Genomic DNA, 17,247 nt, shown 5'->3' on the forward strand with positions numbered 1-17,247 from the left:
TTTTTCGAGATGACCAGGGACTTTCTCGACGACCTGCCCGAGGCTCTCGAGGAGTATCACGACATGATCTCGGCCAACGAGATCCTACAGGTCCGCACCGTCGATACGGGCGTCCTCCCCCCGGAGGTCGCCAAAAGTTACGGGGCCACGGGGCCGGTGGCCCGTGGGTCGGGCGTCGACTACGACCTGCGTCGCGACGATCCCTACGGCTACTACGACGAACTCGACTGGGACGTCGTCACCGAGGACGGCTGTGACAACTACAGTCGCCTGCTCGTTCGCCTCCGCGAGGTCGAGGAGTCGGCGAAGATCATCGAGCAGTGTGTCGACCTGCTCGAGGGCTGGCCCGAGGAGGAGCGTACGATCCAGTCGAACGTGCCCCGGACGATCCGCCCCGACGACGACACCGAGGTCTACCGCGCCGTCGAGGGCGCGAAGGGCGAACTCGGGATCTACGTTCGCGCCGACGGGACCGAAAAGCCGGCCCGGTTCAAGATCCGGAGCCCGTGCTTCTCGAACCTCCAGACGCTTCCGGAGATGTCAAACGGCGAGTACATTCCCGACCTGATCGCGTCGCTCGGTAGCCTCGACATCGTCCTCGGCGAGGTGGACCGCTGATGGATGGGGTCTTTCTCCAGTCGGGGACGACCACCTCGACGGCGAACGCGAGTGCGTCCGGCGGCGCCGGTGCTGGCCCGATGCTCCCCGAAACCATCTCCGGGGCGCTCGGACTGAGCGGGATGCTCGGCGACGTGGTCGGCGGCCTGATCGGCGCGTTCGTCATTGCCAACATCATGCTGGGCATGACGGCGGTTGCCGGTCCGTGGGCCAAACGAAAGATCACGGCCGCGTTCACCAACCGGATCGCCGTCAATCGGATCGGTCCGTTCGGCCTGCTCATCATCGTGGCCGATGCCGTGCGCCTGTTGTCAAAGGAACTGATCGTTCCCGACGGCGTCGACCGGCCGGCATGGGACCTCGCACCCATCATCCTGCCGTTCTCGGCGCTGCTTGGCTTCGCGGTCATCCCGCTAGGCAGTGGGTTGCAGTTGGCCGACCCCGAAACCGGCATCGTCTTTGCGTTCGCCGCGGCCTCCATCGCGTCGCTCGGTCTCGTGATGGCAGGCTATGCCTCGAACAACAAGTACTCGCTTCTGGGTGCGTTGCGATCGATCGCACAGAATCTCGCCTACGAGATTCCGCTGGTCGTCACGGCGGCCTCTGTGATCCTTTTCGCCGGGAGCTTCCAGACCAGCCAGATCGTCGCCGCACAGTCCGAGACGCTGCTGACCGTTGCCGGCGTGTCGATCCCGGGCTGGTACGCCTTTGTCAACCCGTTCGGGTTCGTCCTGTTCGTCGCGGCGAACCTGGCGGAGATCGGCCGCAACCCCTTCGACATTCCGGAGGCACCGACCGAGATCGTCGCCGGCTATCAGACCGAGTATTCGAGCGTCTACTTCGTGTTGTTCTATTTGGGCGAGTTTATCCACATCTTCCTGGGCGGCGCGCTGATCGCCGTTCTCTTTCTCGGCGGCCCGGCCGGACCGGTTCTGCCTGGGTTCGTCTGGATGGTTATCAAGATGTGGGCGTTTTTCCTGTTCACGCAGTGGGCCCGGTCGGCAGTCCCGCGCGTGCGAATCGATCAGTTGATCGAGATGGGCTGGAAGGGGATGCTCGTGCTCTCCTTCGCCAACCTGGTTCTCACGGCAGTGATCGTGGGAGTGATCGCATAATGATTGGAATACTGAAAGGCATGGCGGTGACGATGAAACACGCGCTGGACGGCAAGACGTTCACGGTCGAGTACCCGGACGTTGCGCCCGAGGTCAGCCCGCGATTCCGCGGCGTCCACAAGTTCAGCCAAGAACGGTGCATCTGGTGTCGGCAGTGTGAGAACGTCTGCCCGAACGACACGATCCAGATCGTACAGGACGACCAGCGCAACGGCGAACAGTACAACCTCCACATCGGGCAGTGTATCTACTGCCGGCTCTGCGAGGAGGTGTGTCCGGTGGACGCGATTCTGTTGACGCAGAACTTCGAGTTCACCGCCGACACGAAAGACGACTTCGTCTACAACAAAGAACAGTTGAAGAACGTCCCGTGGTACAAGGGGATCGACCCGCTCGAATCCCGCAACCCGGACCGTAGCGCGTGGATCGGCGAGGGTGAGGGAGAGATCGACTACCAGTAAGGTCGGACGCTCGGCGCCGGGTCGGCGCTGAGCCGTCTCGAAACGTTCAAAGGATTACCTCAAGCAAAGTCAAGCAATGGTGTATGAAACGATCGCGTTCGCGCTGTTTGCCCTCGTGACAGTGGGGTGCAGCATGGGCGTTGTTCTCGTCAGGGACGTGTGGCACTCCGCACTCCTGTTGGGCGGTGCCCTGTTGAGCGTCGCGGTACATTACGTAATGTTGCAGGCGGAGTTTCTGGCCGCCATGCAGGTTCTCGTTTACGTGGGCGGGGTGTTGATCCTCATCACGTTCGCCGTGATGCTCACGAGATCGACAGCCGAATCGGAGGCGAGCGGGACATGACAACGAGACCAGAGCTAAACACGACGGGAAGTCTGCTCCCCGGACTGGCAGCCGTCGCGTTGTTCGTCGTGATGGCGGTGGCGATCCTGCGGGCCTCCTTTGGCGACCCGCAAGGGTTCGCCGCCGACGCGGGTATCACCGCGAGTATCGGCTACGCGATGTTCGACCTCGAGATGGGGTCGGTTCCGGGTGAGAGCTTCCTCGCCGCTCTCATCGTCGTTGCCGTCGCACTCGACGCGGCCCTCGATGGCTCGCTCCTGTTGGCGAAACGCGAGGAGGACGGGAGTCCGGTCGCGCTCCTAGCAGACGGTGGCCGGCGCGTTCGGGACCGACTCCGCGACGGCGAGGCGTCGTCGGACACGGAGGGTGGCGCCGACGCCGACGCCGACAGTGGGGGTGACGCCTGATGGTGCCGGTCGAGTGGTACCTGCTTCTCGCCGCGGCCGTCTTCTGCATCGGCCTGTTCGGCATTCTCACACGGTCGAACGCGCTGTTGTTCCTGATGTCGGTCGAACTCATGCTGAACGCGGCCAACATCAACCTCGTCGCCTTCTCGGCGTACTGGGGGAACGTGACCGGCCAGACGTTCGGCCTGTTCACGATGGCGCTCGCCGCCGCGGAGGTGGCGGTCGGTATCGGCATCATCCTCGTGTTGTACCGCAACTTCGACGATGTGGACGTGACACTGGCCAAAGGGATGAGGCGGTAAGATGGTCGGAGCCTTCGACTACGCGCCCGCCATCGTCCTGCTGCCGTTTTTATCGTTTGTCCTGTCGCTCACGGCCGGGAAGTACCTCCCCAAAGGCGGTGCGTTCGGCGGTATCGCCGCCACCGCCGGCTCGCTGATTCTGTCGGCGTGGGTCTTTCTGACCGTCAGCGCCGGCAACGCCTACAACGAGACGCTCTACACCTGGGCCGCGGGCGTCGGCGAGGGGACGACGACGCTCACGTTCGGCTTGTTACTCGACCCGCTGGCGGCGATGATGCTGCTCATCGTCTCACTGGTCGCGTTGCTGGTCCACGTGTTCAGCCTCGGGTATATGAACGACGAGGGCGAGACGGGCCTGCCGCGTTACTACGCCGGCCTCGGTCTCTTTACCGCCTCCATGCTCGGGTTCGTCGTCGCCGACAACCTGCTCATGGCGTTCATGTTCTTCGAACTCGTCGGCCTTTGTTCGTACCTCCTGATCGGCTTCTGGTTCCGCGAGGAGGGCCCGCCGAGCGCAGCCAAAAAGGCGTTTCTCGTCACCCGCTTCGGTGACTACTTTTTCCTCGTCGGCGTTGTCGGCGTCTTCGCAACCTTCGGCACCGCGAAGTTCGCAGGCGAGGCGGCGTTTCCCGTTATCGCCGAGGAGGCGCTAGCGGGCGGTGCAGAGGTGACCACCTTCGGCTTCGCGCCGGAGACGTGGTTCACGATCCTTGGCCTCCTCATTCTAGGCGGTGTCATCGGAAAGTCCGCACAGTTCCCGTTGCACACGTGGCTGCCTGACGCGATGGAGGGGCCAACGCCCGTCTCCGCGCTCATCCACGCCGCGACGATGGTCGCGGCGGGCGTCTACCTCGTCGCCCGGATGTACGGCTTCTATGCCCTCTCGCCGACGGCGCTTGGCATCGTTGCGCTGGTGGGCGGGTTCACCGCCCTGTTCGCCGCGACGATGGGCGTCGTCAAACGGGACATAAAGCAGGTGCTCGCCTACTCGACCATCTCGCAGTACGGCTACATGATGCTCGGACTGGGTGCGGGCGGCTACGTCGCCGCGACCTTCCACCTGCTGACCCACGCCTTTTTCAAGGCGCTGCTCTTTCTCGGTGCCGGTGCGGTCATCATCGCCATGCACCACGACGAGGATATGTGGAACATGGGCGGTCTCAAGAATCGGATGCCCGTCACCTACTACACGTTTCTCTCGGGGTCGCTGGCGCTTGCCGGTATCGTCCCCTTTGCCGGCTTCTGGTCGAAAGACGAGGTGTTGTACGAGGCGCTGATCCACGGCCTCGCCGGGTCGCCGCTCCTGCTTGCCGGCTATGCGATGGGGCTGGTGGCTGTCTTTTTCACCGGGTTCTACACCTTCCGCATGGTCTTTCTCACCTTCCACGGTGAGCCACGGACCGAGACCGCTCGGAATCCTCACGGGGTTCGCTGGAACGTGAAGGGACCGCTGGTGGTGCTCGGGGTGCTGGCCGCGACGGTGGGGGTTGTCAACATGGTGCCGTTGCACGACCTGACCGGCGGCTTCCCGCCGGAGTACCTCCACGACTGGTTGGCCCACGGCGAACTGTCGGCGCTTACGAGCGAGCATTACGGTGAACTCCTCCATGACTACGCCGGCTACACCTCGGCCGACGTGGCCTCCTACGTCGCCGGCGCGGTGTCGCTTGCGCTCGCGCTGGCGGGTGTCCTCACCGCACACGTTCTCTACAACGTCGCCGACCCCGACGAGCACACGGCGAAACTCGGCGCGGTCAAGACCCTCTGGTACAACAACTACTACCAGGACGAGTACCAGATCTGGATCGCCGAGTCGTTCGTTCTGCCGCTCGCTCGGTTGGCCGATAAGTTCGATCAGGGCATCGTCGACGGCGTCGTCAACGGTGTCTCCAGTGTTAGCCTGTTCGCCGGGAATCGGATCCGACGCATCCAGACGGGCGTCGTGAGCAACTACGCCGTGCTTCTCACCCTCGGGTTGACGGCGTTGCTTGTCGTGTTCGGCGTTCTCGGAGGGTGGTTCGTATGATTATCGAAGGGTTGATCGCCGCGACGTTTGCCGCCTCGATGGTCGTCCTGCTCGCCCCCGACCGGGTGGCCGGGCGTCTCGCGGCGGCGTTGAGTCTGCTCCCCGTCGTGGGGAGTCTCTACATGTGGAGTCGATTCGACGCGACGGGCAACGCCCTCACGGGCGGCGACCCCGCGTTCGAGACCATAGTGCCGTGGCTGGAACTCGGCGGCTACACGCTCAACTGGCATGTCGGTGTCGACGGTATCGGCCTCCCGCTGGTCGTGCTGACGACGATTCTGTCGACGCTCGCCATCGTGAGCGCGTGGGCCTCCATCGACGACCGCCAGTCCCAGTTCTACGGGCTGATGTTGTTTATGGAGGCGAACCTGCTCGGTGTCTTCACCGCGCTTGACTTTTTCGTCTGGTTTGTCTTCTGGGAGGCCGTTCTCCTGCCGATGTACTTCCTCATCGGCGTCTGGGGCGGCCCGCGGCGGAAGTACGCCGCGATCAAGTTCTTTGTCTACACGAACATCGCGTCGCTGGCGATGTTTATCGGCTTTATCGCGCTACTCTTCGGCCTCGGTGACTCGGTGTCGTCACTGGATATGCCGGCCATCGCGGGCGCGCTTCGGGCTGGTGAACTCGGGTCGTTGTACGGCATCTCCGCCGGGACGCTCCGGGCCGTTGCCTTTGTGGCGATGTTTCTCGGCTTTGCGGTGAAGGTGCCCGTCGTCCCGTTCCACACGTGGCTCCCGGACGCCCACGTCGAGGCCCCTTCGCCCGTGTCGGTGATGCTGGCTGGCGTTCTCCTGAAGATGGGGACCTACGCTCTGCTCCGATTCAACTTCACGATGCTGCCCGAGACGGCGACGCGGTTCGCGGTGCCCATCGCGTTGGTCGCCGTGGTGAGCGTCGTCTACGGAGCACTGCTTGCGCTTGCTCAACAGGACCTCAAGCGCATCGTCGCGTACTCCTCTGTCTCCTCGATGGGGTATGTCATCCTCGGGTTGATCGCCTACACGACCTACGGGGTCGGCGGGGCGACCTTCCAGATGATCGCCCACGGTCTCATCTCGGGACTGATGTTCATGTCGGTCGGCGTCATGTACAACACCACCCACACGCGGATGGTCGGCGACATGTCCGGCATGGCCGACCGGATGCCGGTCACCGCCGGCATCTTCGTCGCCGGGGCCTTTGGCTACATGGGACTCCCCCTGATGGCCGGGTTCGCCGGCGAGTTCTTCATCTTCAAGGGTGCGTTCGAATCGACGGTCCACGCCGCCATGCCGTTGTTCACCGCGGCGGCCATGTTCGGCATCGTGATCGTTGCCGGCTACCTGCTACTCGCGATGCAACGGACGCTTTTCGGCTCGTTCCGACTCGAAACCGACTACGAGGTCGGCCCCGCCCCGCTCCACGAGACGGTTCCGCTCGCGGTGTTGCTCGTGACGATCATCGTTCTCGGAGTCGCTCCCGACCTCTTTTTCGGGATGATCCAAGACGCGGTCGATCCGCTCCTCGACTTCGGAGGTGAGCTCTCGTGATGCCACTACAAACCCAACTCCCGACGTGGACGGCCATCGCACCGACGGTACTGCTCGGGCTGACGGCACTCGTCTTGCTGTTGGTCGACAGTGTCGACCCCGACTCGACGCGACCGACCGCGCTTGCGGCCGTCTCGGTCGGTGGCTCCGTTGCAACACTCGCCGTCGCCGGCTGGTATCTGCTCGCGGGCACCGGCCAGGTCGGCGGCGCGATCCGACTGTACGGTGGCTCGCTCGTTATCGACGGGTTGAGCCTCTTTTTCACCGTTATCGTCGCCAGCGTCGTCGCCATGGTGTCGCTGGCCAGCCACGACTATCTGCAGGATCGTACCTACCAGGCGGAGTTCTACTCGCTCGTGTTGCTGGCGGCGACGGGGATGAGCCTCATGGCCTCCGCAGGCTCACTGGCGACGGTGTTCGTCAGCCTCGAACTCGCCTCGCTGCCTTCGTATGCCCTCGTCGCCTTTCTGAAGAAGAACCGCGGGAGCGTCGAGGCGGGGCTGAAATACTTTCTCGTTGGGGCGGTCTCCTCGGGCGTTCTCGTCTTTGGCATCTCGCTCGTATACGCCGTCACGGGATCGCTGCTCCTCTCGGACGTGGCGACCGCCATCGGCGACGCGGGTGACTTCGTCGGTGTCGCGGGGATCGGTGTCGTGATGATCGCCGGCGGGTTCGCGTTCAAGACCGCCTCCGTCCCCTTCCACTTCTGGGCCCCCGAGGCCTACGAGGGTGCGCCTGCGCCGATCAGTGCCTTTCTCTCGTCGGCGTCGAAGGCCGCCGGCTTCGCGGTCGCATTCCGCGTGTTCGCGGTCGCGTTCCCGCTGGACGCCGTCGTGCCGATGGGGATCGACTGGCCGCTGCTCTTTGCCGTTCTCGCCGTCGTCACGATGACACTGGGCAACTTCGCCGCGGCGACACAGGAAAACGTCAAGCGGATGTTGGCGTACTCCTCGGTCGGACACGCCGGCTACGCGCTGATCGGCCTCGCGGCGCTTTCCGGTGGCGGTCCGAACGGCGACGTGATGGGCGCGAGCATGGCTCATCTCCTCGTGTACGGCTTTATGAACACCGGGGCGTTCCTATTTATCGCGATGGTCGAACGCTGGGGCCTCGGCCGGACCTTCGAGGACTACAACGGCCTTGCGACGCGAGCGCCGGTCGCCTGTCTGGCGATGACGGTGTTTATGTTCTCTCTCGCGGGGCTGCCGCCCTTCGGTGGCTTCCTCTCGAAGTACGCCCTCTTCTACGGTGCGATCCAGGGTGGCTTCTGGTGGCTCGCCGCCGTCGGTGCGATCAACAGCGCGTTGTCGTTGTTCTACTACTCCAGAGTGGTGCGGGCGATGTGGATCGAGGATCCGGTCGACGGGGACGGGGTCGACCTCGGAGCGACGCCGCTTGGCCTCTACGTGGCGGTGTTGATTGCGGCCGTTGGCACGCTCGCGCTCCTGCCGGCGTTCGGGCCGGTCGTTGAGACGGCACAGAGCGCGGCCACGGCGCTGTTCGCGTAGGCCGCGCTCACCCCAGTTCCAGTGTCGAGCGAAGCGCTTCCGTCACCTCCCGCGACCGCCGAACGGTGATACCGTCGGTCGTCACGAACACGCCGTGGTCACCCGTGATCACGCGTGTGACGAAACCGTTCTCGAACACCCGAAGCGTGTACTGGTACTCGCCGAGTTCGCTCCCGTCGTAGGCCAGCTGGGTACGAAAGCCCGCGGCCTCGTGTCCGACGAGCGCTCCGAGATCGGTGTCGGCTTCCAGATCCGATCGGAGATATATCTGCTCGTACTCGTCGGGCGTGAAGTAGGTGATGCTCCGAAGGCTATCACCGACGGCGGTTCGACAGGCACTCACCAGCCGCTCTTCGAGCAACGGATCGACGAGGTCACGATGCTCGCTCATGGCACATGGTATCACGACACACAGAGTGTTAACTCCATCGCCACCGTAGGACGGTAGGGTTTTCACCACTCGACATAAGAATCCGATATGGTCAGGCGGCTGGTGCTCGGCTGTGGTCACGCCGGCGAGGTCGTCCTCGGCGTCGTGTCGACGTGGGGGGGAGAGCTGTGGGCGGTCGTCCCCGACGACCGTGCTGTCGACGGAACCGCCGGCGCGACGACGGTCGTTCATGGCGATCCGGCTGATCCCGAGACGTACCCCGAGACGGCCGAGACGGTGCTCGTGCTTGGTGACGACGCCGCCGACAACCTCGCGGCCGCCCGCCGGGCGCGGGAGGTGTTTCCTGACGCCCTGTTCGTCGCGTGTACGGGTCGGGACGGCGACCGCTCCGACTTCGAACCGTTCGCCGACCGGGTGCTCGACACCCACCAGGTCGTCTCCGAACGGGTTCTCGACTCGGTCACCGGCGGCGCCGCCGAGCGGACCCGTCGGTTGTTGGACGTACTCCGTGGAATCGACGGCCGGCTTGCGGTCGTAACCCACGACAACCCCGATCCCGACGCCATCGCGTCGGCCGTCGCGCTCGTGGACATCGCGCGATCGGTCGGCGTCAAAGCGGAGCCCTGTTACTACGGCGGGATCTCCCATCAAGAGAACCGGGCGCTGGTGAATCTGCTGGAACTCGACCTGCGACATCTCGACGGCTCCGGTGAGATCGAGGCGTACGCGGGCGTCGCGTTGGTGGACCACTCACGACCCGGGGTGAACGACGGTCTCGACCCGGAGACGCCGATAGACGTGGTGATCGACCACCACCCGCCGCGTGCGCCGGTCAAAGCGGAGTTTGTCGACCTCCGAAGCGCCGTCGGTGCGACCAGTACGCTCCTCACCGAGTATCTACAACGGCTGGGCGTCGACCTAAACCGAGAGATCGCGACCGCGTTGTTGTACGGCATCCGGGTGGATACGCGTGATTTCACCCGCGAGGCCGTGAACTCCGATCTCGAGGCGGCGGCCTTTCTCAGTCAGTACGCCGATGCGTCGGTGCTCGAGCGCGTGAAGTCGCCACAGATGAGTCCCGACGTGCTCGCAACGCTCGCGGCCGCGATCCGTAACCGCGAGGTCCGCGGCGACGTGCTCACCTCCAGCATCGGCTCGATCCGCGACCGCGACGCACTCGCACAGGCCGCCGACAAACTCCTGGGCATGGAGGGCGTCTGCGTTTCGGTGATCTATGGCTTTCGCGACGAGACGGTGTACCTTTCGGCGCGTTCCCGTGGCGCCGGGATCGATCTCGGGGAGGTGCTACGGGATGCGCTCGGGCCCATCGGGAGCGCCGGAGGCCACGCCGACATGGCCGGCGCACAGATCCCGCTCGGCATTCTCGGCACGGTCGACGAGGAGTCGTCGGAGTCGCTGTCGGACATCGTCGATGAGGTGATCACGGAACGGATCTTCGAGGTGTTGGAGGATCCGCCGATTTCGCCGCCGTTCGATCCGACCGCCACGGATGTGGCCTTTGAGTTCCCCTTGGCCGACGAATGACCGGCCGACGACCACGCTTTTCAGCGTCGGCCGCGTACGAATCGTCGATGGCCGCCAACGCGACAGTCGAAGAATACATGACCTGTGACGTGGCGACGGTCGCACCCGACGACGACGTCGCCGAGGTGTCGCGTCGGATCGTCGAAAGCGACGACTACACCGGCTTTCCGGTGACGGACGGTCGCAAGGTTGAGGGATTCGTCAGCGCCCGTGATCTTCTGCTTGCCGACGACAATGCGCTCATTTTCACCGTGATGTCCGAGGACATCGTCGTTGCCCACCCCGATATGAAGATCAACGACGCCGCTCGGGTGATCCTCCGCTCCGGGATTCAGAAACTCCCGGTCGTTGACGACACCGGCACCCTTGCCGGTATCATCTCCAACACCGACGTGATTCGGAGTCAGATCGAGCGTGCGACCCCCGAGAAGGTCGGAAAACTCATGAGCACGCTTGAGGAGATTCATGACATCGAGGTAACAGAAGAGCGTCGGCAGGTCGAACTGGCCGAACTCACGCCGACACAAAGCCGTGTGTACGCCGACGAACTGCAGGGACGCAGTTACGAACTCGAACACGGACTCGCCGAACCCCTCGTCGTTATCGATAACGGTGGCACGCTTCTCCTCGCCGACGGTCACCACCGCGTTATGGCCGCCAGCCGCCACGGGATCGAGGAGATGGACGCCTACCTGATCGTTATCGACCCCGACCTCAAGGTCGAACTCGGGATGGAACAGACCGCCGACAAGGAGGGTCTCGACACCATCGACGACATCGAGGTTGTCGACTACGCGCGCCATCCGCTGATCGAGACGACCGAACGACTGCAGGACCGGTAGTTCACCCGGCCGACGCCGTCCCGTCCCCGTCGGTGTCCGTGCCACCTCCGTTCGTGCTCACGTTCTCCGTGTCGGTTCCGCCGGACCCGTTCTCCGGCCGGTCGACGCCAACCAGATCCACCTCGGGGACCAACATTCCAAGCACCGACAGCGAGTAGTAGCGGACGAAGGTCAGCGCGGGCACCTGGACGAGCAGTCCCACAGCGATCACCACGAGGACGAACAACGCGACCGACAGGCCGATAACGACACCGCCGGCCGCGCCGACACCGGCCAAAGCCGGCGCCACGAGTCGAGAACCCCCCGGTCCTCGACGAGCATCGTCGGCACCACGAAATCCGTCGTCAGGCCGAGGACCACACTTCCAACGAGCGAGAACAGTCCGAAAAGAACGATCAGCGGGACGAGCAACACGAGCGAGAACGGCGAAAAGCTCACACCGAGACCGACCACGGCGGCGAACGGGACGGCGATCAACAGGAGGCTCCCGAGGCCAACGGCGAGTTTGAAGCCGAACAACCGGAGCCCCCGACCGAGGTTGTCGCCGAGCGGTCCCCGGATCCTGATCTCGCGGTCGCGGAGGCCGGCGACCAGAACGAACTCCATCACGGCACCGACGGCGCTCCACAAAAGCCCCAACAGGAGGAGTATCGCGACGACGCCGATCAGGACCACGATGGTCCCGTCCAGTTCCGGGATCGTCTGTGTGGGGAGGTCGCCCGACACGTCGCTACCCCCGGACAGGGTATCGATGTTGCCGCTCCCGGTCGGTGCACCCCCGCCGACACCCACGAACAGGGCGATCAACGCGAGGCGGAGCCACCGGCTCTTCTCGAGCGGTCGAAGAAGGGTTTCGGTCGCGCTACGTGCGTCTCGGAGGGCCGCGAGTGCGTACCAGCGGGACATGGCCGCAGTCTCACGGCAGGACGGCAAAAAAGCGTGGATCCGTTTCAACCCCGGAGACGCGACGGGACTTTGATGCCGGAGGTCGAAGAAACTGTATGACGCCGTTCGAACGCCGGACGAGACGCGCCCAATCGCGTCTCGGCGCCGTCGGTGCCGACGCGCTCGTTCTCACGCCCGGCCCGAACCTGTACTACCTCTCGGGTGTCGACGCCGAGCAAAGCGAGCGGCTCACCTGCCTGATCGTCCCCGCAGACGACGATCCGACGCTCGTCGTCCCATCGCTCGAAGCCCCGACCGTCCGGACCGCGACGTGGGTCGAAGACGTGCAGCCGTGGGACGACGACACCGGGCCGGAGCCTGTTCTCGATGAGGTGTGGGACGCGGCACCGTCACGTCTCCTCCTTGCCGACCGGATGTGGACGCGGTTCTCGTTCGAGCTACAGCGTCGGTTCCCGAACGCCTCGTTCGGCCTCGCAAGCGAGGCCGTGGGACCGTTGCGTCGACGCAAAGACGACTTGGAACGCGATGCCCTTCGAGCGGCGGCGCGAGCCGCGGACGCGACGATGCGGGACGTCCGCGCACTGGGTGACGAGGCCATTGGCCACACGGAGGCCAACCTCGCGGCGTTCATCGAGGAGCGTCTCGACGCCCACGGTGGCACGGGCGTCGCCTTCGAGCCTATCGTCGCCGCCGGGCCGAACGGCGCGGATCCTCACCACGAGAACGGCGACCGGGAGATCCGTGCAGGCGACCCCGTCGTTCTCGACTTCGGGACACGGATCGACCGCTACCCCAGCGACACGACACGGACGGTCGTCTTCGGCGGCGAGCCGCCTACGGGGTTCGAGGCGGTGTACACGGCCGTCCGTGAGGCACAGGCGGCGGGCGTGGCGGCCGCGGAACCGGGGGTGACAACAGGGGCCGTCGACCGCGCCGCTCGGTCGGTCATCGAGGAGGCGGGCTACGGCGACCGCTTCGTCCACCGGACCGGCCACGGCGTTGGCCTTGATGTCCACGAGGAACCGTACGTCGTCGCCGGCGGCGACGTCGAACTCGAAGCCGGAATGGTCTTTAGCGTCGAACCGGGTGTTTACCTCCCCGACCGGTTCGGTGTCCGGATCGAGGACCTCGTGGTCATCAGCGACGATGGCGCGGAGCGACTCAACGACACCGATCACGGCTGGAACGTCGACGACGCCACCTGAGACTCGGCGTGGCTTTGGACACACCGAACGTACCAGATCAAAGACAATAGTTACCCGGCCGGCGGTCCGACGGTCGGACCGTGGCACCGCTCGAATCGGTCGGTCTGGTGTTCGCCGCCGGCCTCGTGACGGCGCTGGCGACCGGGTTGGGAGCGGTTCCCTTCTTTTTCGTCGCCGACGTGGGTGACCGCTGGAACGTGGTGTTGTGGGGACTGGCCTCTGGGGTCATGCTTGCCGCGTCGGTGTTCGGTTTGATTCTTGAGGGGCTAGCCGAGGCCGCCTCGCCGGTCGAACTCGTCCCCGGACTCGTCGCGGGCGTCGTTCTGGTCGTCGTCGCACACGAGGTCATCGCGGGCCACGAGGTGCAACCGAAGGAGTACGAGGAGGCCGACTATCGAAAACTCCTCCTCATCTTGGGCGTGTTGACCGTCCACAGCCTCCCCGAGGGCGTCGCCGTCGGTGTCTCCTTTGCCGACCTCGGGCTACAGGGAGCGGCGGCGACCGTCGGGATATTCGGCGTCGCCGTTCCCGTCCTCGCGGTGTTTATGACCGTTGCCATCTCCGTTCACAACGTTCCCGAGGGTGTGGCCATCTCCATCCCGTTGCGCACACTTGGCGTCTCGGAGCGGAGAATGATCTGGTGGGCGGTGTTCTCCAGTCTCCCACAACCGGTCGGCGCGGTGCTTGCGTATCTGTTCGTCCGAACCGCCCGCGATTTGCTCCCCGGCGGCTTCGGCTTCGCCGCCGGGGCGATGTGTTATCTCGTTCTCACGGAGTTCCTCCCGGAGGCCCTCGACATCGGTGCCGATCTGCCCGGCGGTGGCCGACGCGAACTCGCGGTCGGTCTCGCGGTCGGTGTCTCGGCGATGGTGCCGCTCCTGGTTGTTTAGTGGTCGTGACCCGTCGCCTCGGCGAAGCTCATCCCGAACCGTTCCTCGAACAGTTCCTCGGCCTTTTGATTGATCGCCTCGAGATCACCGGGCACCTCGCCGTCGGCGTGGTGGACCATGGCGTGGGATCGCTGGACAAAGGCCAACAGCGTGATTTCGGCGACGACGGTCGACGGACGCTCGCCCTGTTCGGCGAGGATATCGACCAATCCCTCCGGAAGTTCGAACTCGTCGGTTTCGTCGCCCGGTCCCATAACGGTGTACGTCTCGGTATCGACCATAGCGCTATCTGGGGCCGGCGGTATAAGGACGTGTGGGAAGGCGGCCCGCCGGCCGACCGGTCGCTCAGTCGTCGCTTCCGGCGGCCGCGGGTTCCCCTTCGCCCTCGGTTTCGCCGCCGGCCGCCGCTCGCTCGCGGCTCAGGTCCTCGAGGTAGTCGTCGGCGTCCATAGCCGCCTTACAGCCCATGCCGCCCGCGGTGATCGCCTGTTGGTAGTGGTGGTCGACAACGTCGCCCGCGCCGAACAGGCCGGGGACACCCGTGGCCGTCTGCCCCCCGCCGTCGCCGCCGGCGGTGTCGAGGTAGCCCTCGTTGTCCATCTCCACGTCCAGGCCCTCCAGATACGACGTGTTCGGTGTGTGGCCGATGGCGGAGAACACCGCGCCGGCGTCGAACTCGAACTCGTCGGTGTCGGGGTCGTCGGGCTTGTCGGTCGGGTGCCCTTCGGGGTGGTGGACCATGGTCACGTTGTCGATTCCATTCTCCCGAGAGCCGTGAAGCTCCGTCACCTCCGTGTTCAGTTTGAGTTCGATGTCGCCGTCCTCGACGCCCTCCATCACGCGGTCGATCCAGTAGTCCTCGGCGCGGAACTCCTCGCGGCGGTGGACCAAATAAACCGTCGACGCAAACTTCGTCAGAAAGACTGCCTCCTCGCAGGCCGCATCGCCGCCGCCCACGACGACGATCTTCTCGTCGCGGAAGAACGCGCCGTCACAGGTTGCACACGTCGACAGGCCATAGCCCATGAGTTCGTCCTCACCAGGGATCCCGAGGGTCCGGGCGCTCGCGCCCGACGCCACGATAAACGCGTCGGCGGTGTAGACATCGCCCGACACCGTGACGCGGAACCGGTGGCCGACGCCGGGGTCGTTCTCGACGTCGACCGCCTCGATGACGCCGTTCTCGACCTCGGCGCCGAACCTGCGGGCCTGTTCGCGCATGTTGCTGACGAGGTCCGGTCCGCTGATTCCCTCGGTAAAGCCCGGGTAGTTGTCCACTTCCGTCGTCAGCGTTAGCTGCCCCCCCGGCTCGTCGCCCTCCAGCACCAGCGGGTCGTTGTTCGACCGGCCGGCGTAGATGGCGGCCGTGAGCCCAGCGATCCCACTCCCGGCGATGATGAGACGCCGGTGCTCGACGCCGTCGCTTTCGCTCATACCCTACGTTGTCGGGTGAGACTCATTTAGTTTGCGTTGTCGTGTCTGGCCACTATTACGGCCACGGCCACACGCCCCCCTGCCCTACCCCCACACCTTCTTACCGCCGGCCCACGCACCCACGGCCATGCCCGCGGACCTCGAAGAGAAGACCGACCGCTACGAGGGGATGCTCGCCGACGCCCTCGACGCCGCCGAACTGTGTCCTCCGGCCGACACACCGCTCGGGACCGCCGCCACCGAGTGTCGGGAGATGGCCGCATCGTATCTCGACGATGGCCGTCATTTCCGTGCGATTGACGACCCCGTGAACGCGCTCGCCGCCTTCTCGTACGGCTACGGCTGGCTGGACGCTGGCGTCAGGTTGGGGCTCTTTGCCGTTCCGGAGGGGACGGACCTGTTTACGATGTAGGAAACTATACGTATCGATCCACAAGATGCCAACACCGCCCCCGACCGGCGACTCGGGGACCGCGGCTACAACCCATGACGACCGACGACACGCGGACGGACAACGGCATCGAGGTCGAAGCCGAAGCGTACGCCCGTTTCGACGACCGGGCCGGCAACCCGGCGATGACGCCGGATGGCCGGCTACTCGTCAGTAACCACCCGTTTCCCTACGGCGACCCGCCGGAGTACCGGGTCGTTGAGTACGTCGACGACGGGACGGTCCGGCCGTTCCCGAACGAGGCGTGGAGCACACCCCCCGGCGACGACGGGGTCGGTATCCGCTCTCTCATCGGCTTGCGGGCCGCTCCGGATGGGACCGTCCGCATCCTCGATATCGGCGATCCGGCGGAAGGCCACCCCCCGAAACTCGTCTCGTGGGACACGACGACCGATTGTCTGAAACGTGTCGACCATATTCCGGGACACGCGACGACCGACCGTTCGTTCATGCAGGATTTCGCGTACGACGCGGTGCGGAACGCGATATACATCGCGGACCTGGGGTTGAGCGACGAGCCGGGCGACCCGGGCGCGCCGGCCCTCGTCGCGCTCGATTTGGACACCGGACGGACCCGCCGCGTGATCGAGGCTCATCCGAGCGTCATGCCCGATGACAGCGTATCGGCCGTGATCGAGAACGAACCGGTCGTTCAAGAAAACGCCGACGGCGAGTTCGAACCGATCAGTGCCGGACTCGACGGCATCACCATCGACCCGTCGTTCGAGTGGGTCTACTACTGTGGCATCACGACCGAGAGCATCTATCGGATTCGCGCCGCGGACCTCCTCGACGAGTCGCTCGACCGCGACGGCCTCGACGCGCGCATCGAACGTTACGGCGACGCGGCGGTCTGTGACGGCATCACGGTCGATACGGCGGGCAACGTCTATGTCACCGACATAACGAACAACGCCATCGGCGTGACACGCCCATCGGGCGAGTACGAGATTATTGCCCGCGACGACCGGCGGTTTCTGTGGCCCGACGGCTTCTGTTGTGGTCCGGACGGCCACATCTACTTCACCGTGACCCAACTCCACCGGGCACCACCGTTCAACCGCGGTGAGGAGGAATCGTACCACCCGTTCGAACTGTTCCGGCTCGAAAGCCTCGCGCCCGTCACCGTCGGCCGCTGACCGTCAGTACCGATACGTCGTCCCTTCGTCGCCGTCCTCAACGGTGACGCCGAGGGCCTCTAAGTCGTCACGCAGGGCGTCGGCCCGGTCGTAGTTTTCGGCCGTCCGTTCTGTCTCGCGTATGTCCAGAACGAG

General features: G+C 65.0%; 20 protein-coding genes and 1 pseudogene. 15 read left to right on the plus strand and 6 right to left on the minus strand.

All coding sequences use genetic code 11. The features are described 5' to 3' along the window. The 9 genes and pseudogenes from Q0925_RS03875 to Q0925_RS03915 form a co-directional block, all read left to right on the plus strand. A pseudogene (locus Q0925_RS03875) lies at window positions 1-618 on the plus strand (NADH-quinone oxidoreductase subunit C); the annotation flags it as partial. An 80-nt stretch (window positions 619-698) separates the two neighbouring features. Next, on the plus strand, window positions 699-1,733 hold the full coding sequence (locus Q0925_RS03880) for a complex I subunit 1/NuoH family protein (protein WP_299332112.1): 1,035 nt from the start codon (window positions 699-701) through the stop codon (window positions 1,731-1,733). Then, the gene (locus Q0925_RS03885; RefSeq protein WP_299332080.1) at window positions 1,733-2,194 is read left to right on the plus strand and encodes a NuoI/complex I 23 kDa subunit family protein; all 462 of its coding nucleotides are present in this window, start codon (window positions 1,733-1,735) and stop codon (window positions 2,192-2,194) included. The genes Q0925_RS03880 and Q0925_RS03885 overlap by 1 nt, the downstream gene beginning before the upstream one ends. Before the next feature lie 76 nt (window positions 2,195-2,270). Further along, the gene (locus Q0925_RS03890; protein ID WP_299332082.1) at window positions 2,271-2,537 is read left to right on the plus strand and encodes an NADH-quinone oxidoreductase subunit J; all 267 of its coding nucleotides are present in this window, start codon (window positions 2,271-2,273) and stop codon (window positions 2,535-2,537) included. Continuing rightward, window positions 2,534-2,944 carry a proton-conducting membrane transporter gene (locus Q0925_RS03895; RefSeq protein ID WP_299332084.1) on the plus strand — a complete coding sequence of 137 codons (411 nt, stop codon included), beginning with the start codon at window positions 2,534-2,536 and terminating at the stop codon, window positions 2,942-2,944. Before Q0925_RS03890 ends, Q0925_RS03895 begins: the two co-directional genes overlap by 4 nt. Continuing rightward, window positions 2,944-3,246 carry an NADH-quinone oxidoreductase subunit NuoK gene (nuoK, locus tag Q0925_RS03900; RefSeq protein ID WP_299332086.1) on the plus strand — a complete coding sequence of 101 codons (303 nt, stop codon included), beginning with the start codon at window positions 2,944-2,946 and terminating at the stop codon, window positions 3,244-3,246. Before Q0925_RS03895 ends, nuoK begins: the two co-directional genes overlap by 1 nt. Window position 3,247: 1 nt before the next feature. Further along, window positions 3,248-5,272: an NADH-quinone oxidoreductase subunit L gene (gene nuoL, locus Q0925_RS03905; protein WP_299332088.1), complete on the plus strand. Its 2,025-nt coding sequence runs from the start codon at window positions 3,248-3,250 to the stop codon at window positions 5,270-5,272. After that, window positions 5,269-6,801 carry a complex I subunit 4 family protein gene (locus Q0925_RS03910; RefSeq protein ID WP_299332090.1) on the plus strand — a complete coding sequence of 511 codons (1,533 nt, stop codon included), beginning with the start codon at window positions 5,269-5,271 and terminating at the stop codon, window positions 6,799-6,801. Before nuoL ends, Q0925_RS03910 begins: the two co-directional genes overlap by 4 nt. Then, complete coding sequence (locus tag Q0925_RS03915; RefSeq protein ID WP_414652089.1) at window positions 6,801-8,309, plus strand: NADH-quinone oxidoreductase subunit N; 1,509 nt, start codon at window positions 6,801-6,803, stop codon at window positions 8,307-8,309. Before Q0925_RS03910 ends, Q0925_RS03915 begins: the two co-directional genes overlap by 1 nt. 7 nt (window positions 8,310-8,316) lie before the next feature. Here the strand turns inward: Q0925_RS03915 and Q0925_RS03920 are convergent, their stop codons facing one another. Further along, window positions 8,317-8,700 (minus strand): DUF7522 family protein, encoded by a 384-nt coding sequence (locus Q0925_RS03920; RefSeq protein WP_299332093.1) that lies wholly within the window; start codon window positions 8,698-8,700, stop codon window positions 8,317-8,319. A gap of 87 nt (window positions 8,701-8,787) precedes the next feature. On the opposite strand from Q0925_RS03920, the gene Q0925_RS03925 reads away from it, so the two are divergent. Next, a complete protein-coding gene (locus tag Q0925_RS03925; RefSeq protein WP_299332095.1) occupies window positions 8,788-10,245 on the plus strand; it encodes a DHH family phosphoesterase in 1,458 nt (485 codons plus the stop codon). Between the two features lie 47 nt (window positions 10,246-10,292). Continuing rightward, the gene (locus Q0925_RS03930; protein WP_299332097.1) at window positions 10,293-11,087 is read left to right on the plus strand and encodes a CBS pair associated ParBc domain-containing protein; all 795 of its coding nucleotides are present in this window, start codon (window positions 10,293-10,295) and stop codon (window positions 11,085-11,087) included. Window position 11,088: 1 nt separating this feature from the next. Here the strand turns inward: Q0925_RS03930 and Q0925_RS03935 are convergent, their stop codons facing one another. Together Q0925_RS03935 and Q0925_RS03940 are read right to left on the minus strand one after the other, a co-directional pair. After that, the gene (locus Q0925_RS03935; protein WP_422653624.1) at window positions 11,089-11,376 is read right to left on the minus strand and encodes a DUF7544 domain-containing protein; all 288 of its coding nucleotides are present in this window, start codon (window positions 11,374-11,376) and stop codon (window positions 11,089-11,091) included. Beyond that, on the minus strand, window positions 11,295-11,993 hold the full coding sequence (locus Q0925_RS03940; RefSeq protein WP_299332101.1) for a DUF7544 domain-containing protein: 699 nt from the start codon (window positions 11,991-11,993) through the stop codon (window positions 11,295-11,297). The genes Q0925_RS03935 and Q0925_RS03940 overlap by 82 nt, the downstream gene beginning before the upstream one ends. Window positions 11,994-12,088: 95 nt before the next feature. Between Q0925_RS03940 and Q0925_RS03945 the strand changes: the two genes are divergently transcribed. Beyond that, window positions 12,089-13,198 (plus strand): M24 family metallopeptidase, encoded by a 1,110-nt coding sequence (locus Q0925_RS03945; RefSeq protein WP_299332103.1) that lies wholly within the window; start codon window positions 12,089-12,091, stop codon window positions 13,196-13,198. A gap of 80 nt (window positions 13,199-13,278) precedes the next feature. After that, the gene (locus Q0925_RS03950) at window positions 13,279-14,088 is read left to right on the plus strand and encodes a ZIP family metal transporter (RefSeq protein ID WP_299332104.1); all 810 of its coding nucleotides are present in this window, start codon (window positions 13,279-13,281) and stop codon (window positions 14,086-14,088) included. On the opposite strand, the gene Q0925_RS03955 is transcribed toward Q0925_RS03950, so the two are convergent. Further along, on the minus strand, window positions 14,085-14,369 hold the full coding sequence (locus tag Q0925_RS03955; RefSeq protein ID WP_299332106.1) for a DUF7545 family protein: 285 nt from the start codon (window positions 14,367-14,369) through the stop codon (window positions 14,085-14,087). The genes Q0925_RS03950 and Q0925_RS03955 overlap by 4 nt on opposite strands. Window positions 14,370-14,433: 64 nt before the next feature. Beyond that, window positions 14,434-15,522 (minus strand): NAD(P)/FAD-dependent oxidoreductase, encoded by a 1,089-nt coding sequence (locus Q0925_RS03960; RefSeq protein ID WP_299332108.1) that lies wholly within the window; start codon window positions 15,520-15,522, stop codon window positions 14,434-14,436. A 127-nt stretch (window positions 15,523-15,649) separates the two neighbouring features. On the opposite strand from Q0925_RS03960, the gene Q0925_RS03965 reads away from it, so the two are divergent. Further along, window positions 15,650-15,934 carry a DUF357 domain-containing protein gene (locus Q0925_RS03965; protein ID WP_299332109.1) on the plus strand — a complete coding sequence of 95 codons (285 nt, stop codon included), beginning with the start codon at window positions 15,650-15,652 and terminating at the stop codon, window positions 15,932-15,934. Window positions 15,935-16,008: 74 nt separating this feature from the next. After that, complete coding sequence (locus tag Q0925_RS03970; protein ID WP_299332111.1) at window positions 16,009-17,112, plus strand: L-dopachrome tautomerase-related protein; 1,104 nt, start codon at window positions 16,009-16,011, stop codon at window positions 17,110-17,112. Between the two features lie 3 nt (window positions 17,113-17,115). Here Q0925_RS03970 and Q0925_RS12475 read toward each other — a convergent pair. Then, a partial coding sequence (locus tag Q0925_RS12475; protein WP_422653625.1) for a CysS/YqeB C-terminal domain-containing protein occupies window positions 17,116-17,247 on the minus strand: 132 nt, incomplete at its 5' end.

The organism is Haloplanus sp., assembly GCF_028275055.1.
In the GTDB taxonomy this organism is placed as follows: domain Archaea; phylum Halobacteriota; class Halobacteria; order Halobacteriales; family Haloferacaceae; genus Haloplanus.

Excerpts from the sequence above, each read along its gene's own strand:
- Q0925_RS03880 (WP_299332112.1), top strand. The coding sequence starts at position 699 with ATGCTCCCCGAAACCATCTCCGGGGCGCTCGGACTGAGCGGGATGCTC.
- Q0925_RS03885 (WP_299332080.1), top strand. The coding sequence starts at position 1,733 with ATGATTGGAATACTGAAAGGCATGGCGGTGACGATGAAACACGCGCTG.
- Q0925_RS03890 (WP_299332082.1), top strand. The coding sequence starts at position 2,271 with ATGGTGTATGAAACGATCGCGTTCGCGCTGTTTGCCCTCGTGACAGTG.
- Q0925_RS03895 (WP_299332084.1), top strand. The coding sequence starts at position 2,534 with ATGACAACGAGACCAGAGCTAAACACGACGGGAAGTCTGCTCCCCGGA.
- nuoK (WP_299332086.1), top strand. The coding sequence starts at position 2,944 with ATGGTGCCGGTCGAGTGGTACCTGCTTCTCGCCGCGGCCGTCTTCTGC.
- nuoL (WP_299332088.1), top strand. The coding sequence starts at position 3,248 with ATGGTCGGAGCCTTCGACTACGCGCCCGCCATCGTCCTGCTGCCGTTT.
- Q0925_RS03910 (WP_299332090.1), top strand. The coding sequence starts at position 5,269 with ATGATTATCGAAGGGTTGATCGCCGCGACGTTTGCCGCCTCGATGGTC.
- Q0925_RS03915 (WP_414652089.1), top strand. The coding sequence starts at position 6,801 with ATGCCACTACAAACCCAACTCCCGACGTGGACGGCCATCGCACCGACG.
- Q0925_RS03920 (WP_299332093.1), bottom strand. The coding sequence starts at position 8,700 with ATGAGCGAGCATCGTGACCTCGTCGATCCGTTGCTCGAAGAGCGGCTG.
- Q0925_RS03925 (WP_299332095.1), top strand. The coding sequence starts at position 8,788 with ATGGTCAGGCGGCTGGTGCTCGGCTGTGGTCACGCCGGCGAGGTCGTC.
- Q0925_RS03930 (WP_299332097.1), top strand. The coding sequence starts at position 10,293 with ATGGCCGCCAACGCGACAGTCGAAGAATACATGACCTGTGACGTGGCG.
- Q0925_RS03940 (WP_299332101.1), bottom strand. The coding sequence starts at position 11,993 with ATGTCCCGCTGGTACGCACTCGCGGCCCTCCGAGACGCACGTAGCGCG.
- Q0925_RS03945 (WP_299332103.1), top strand. The coding sequence starts at position 12,089 with ATGACGCCGTTCGAACGCCGGACGAGACGCGCCCAATCGCGTCTCGGC.
- Q0925_RS03955 (WP_299332106.1), bottom strand. The coding sequence starts at position 14,369 with ATGGTCGATACCGAGACGTACACCGTTATGGGACCGGGCGACGAAACC.
- Q0925_RS03960 (WP_299332108.1), bottom strand. The coding sequence starts at position 15,522 with ATGAGCGAAAGCGACGGCGTCGAGCACCGGCGTCTCATCATCGCCGGG.
- Q0925_RS03965 (WP_299332109.1), top strand. The coding sequence starts at position 15,650 with ATGCCCGCGGACCTCGAAGAGAAGACCGACCGCTACGAGGGGATGCTC.
- Q0925_RS03970 (WP_299332111.1), top strand. The coding sequence starts at position 16,009 with ATGACGACCGACGACACGCGGACGGACAACGGCATCGAGGTCGAAGCC.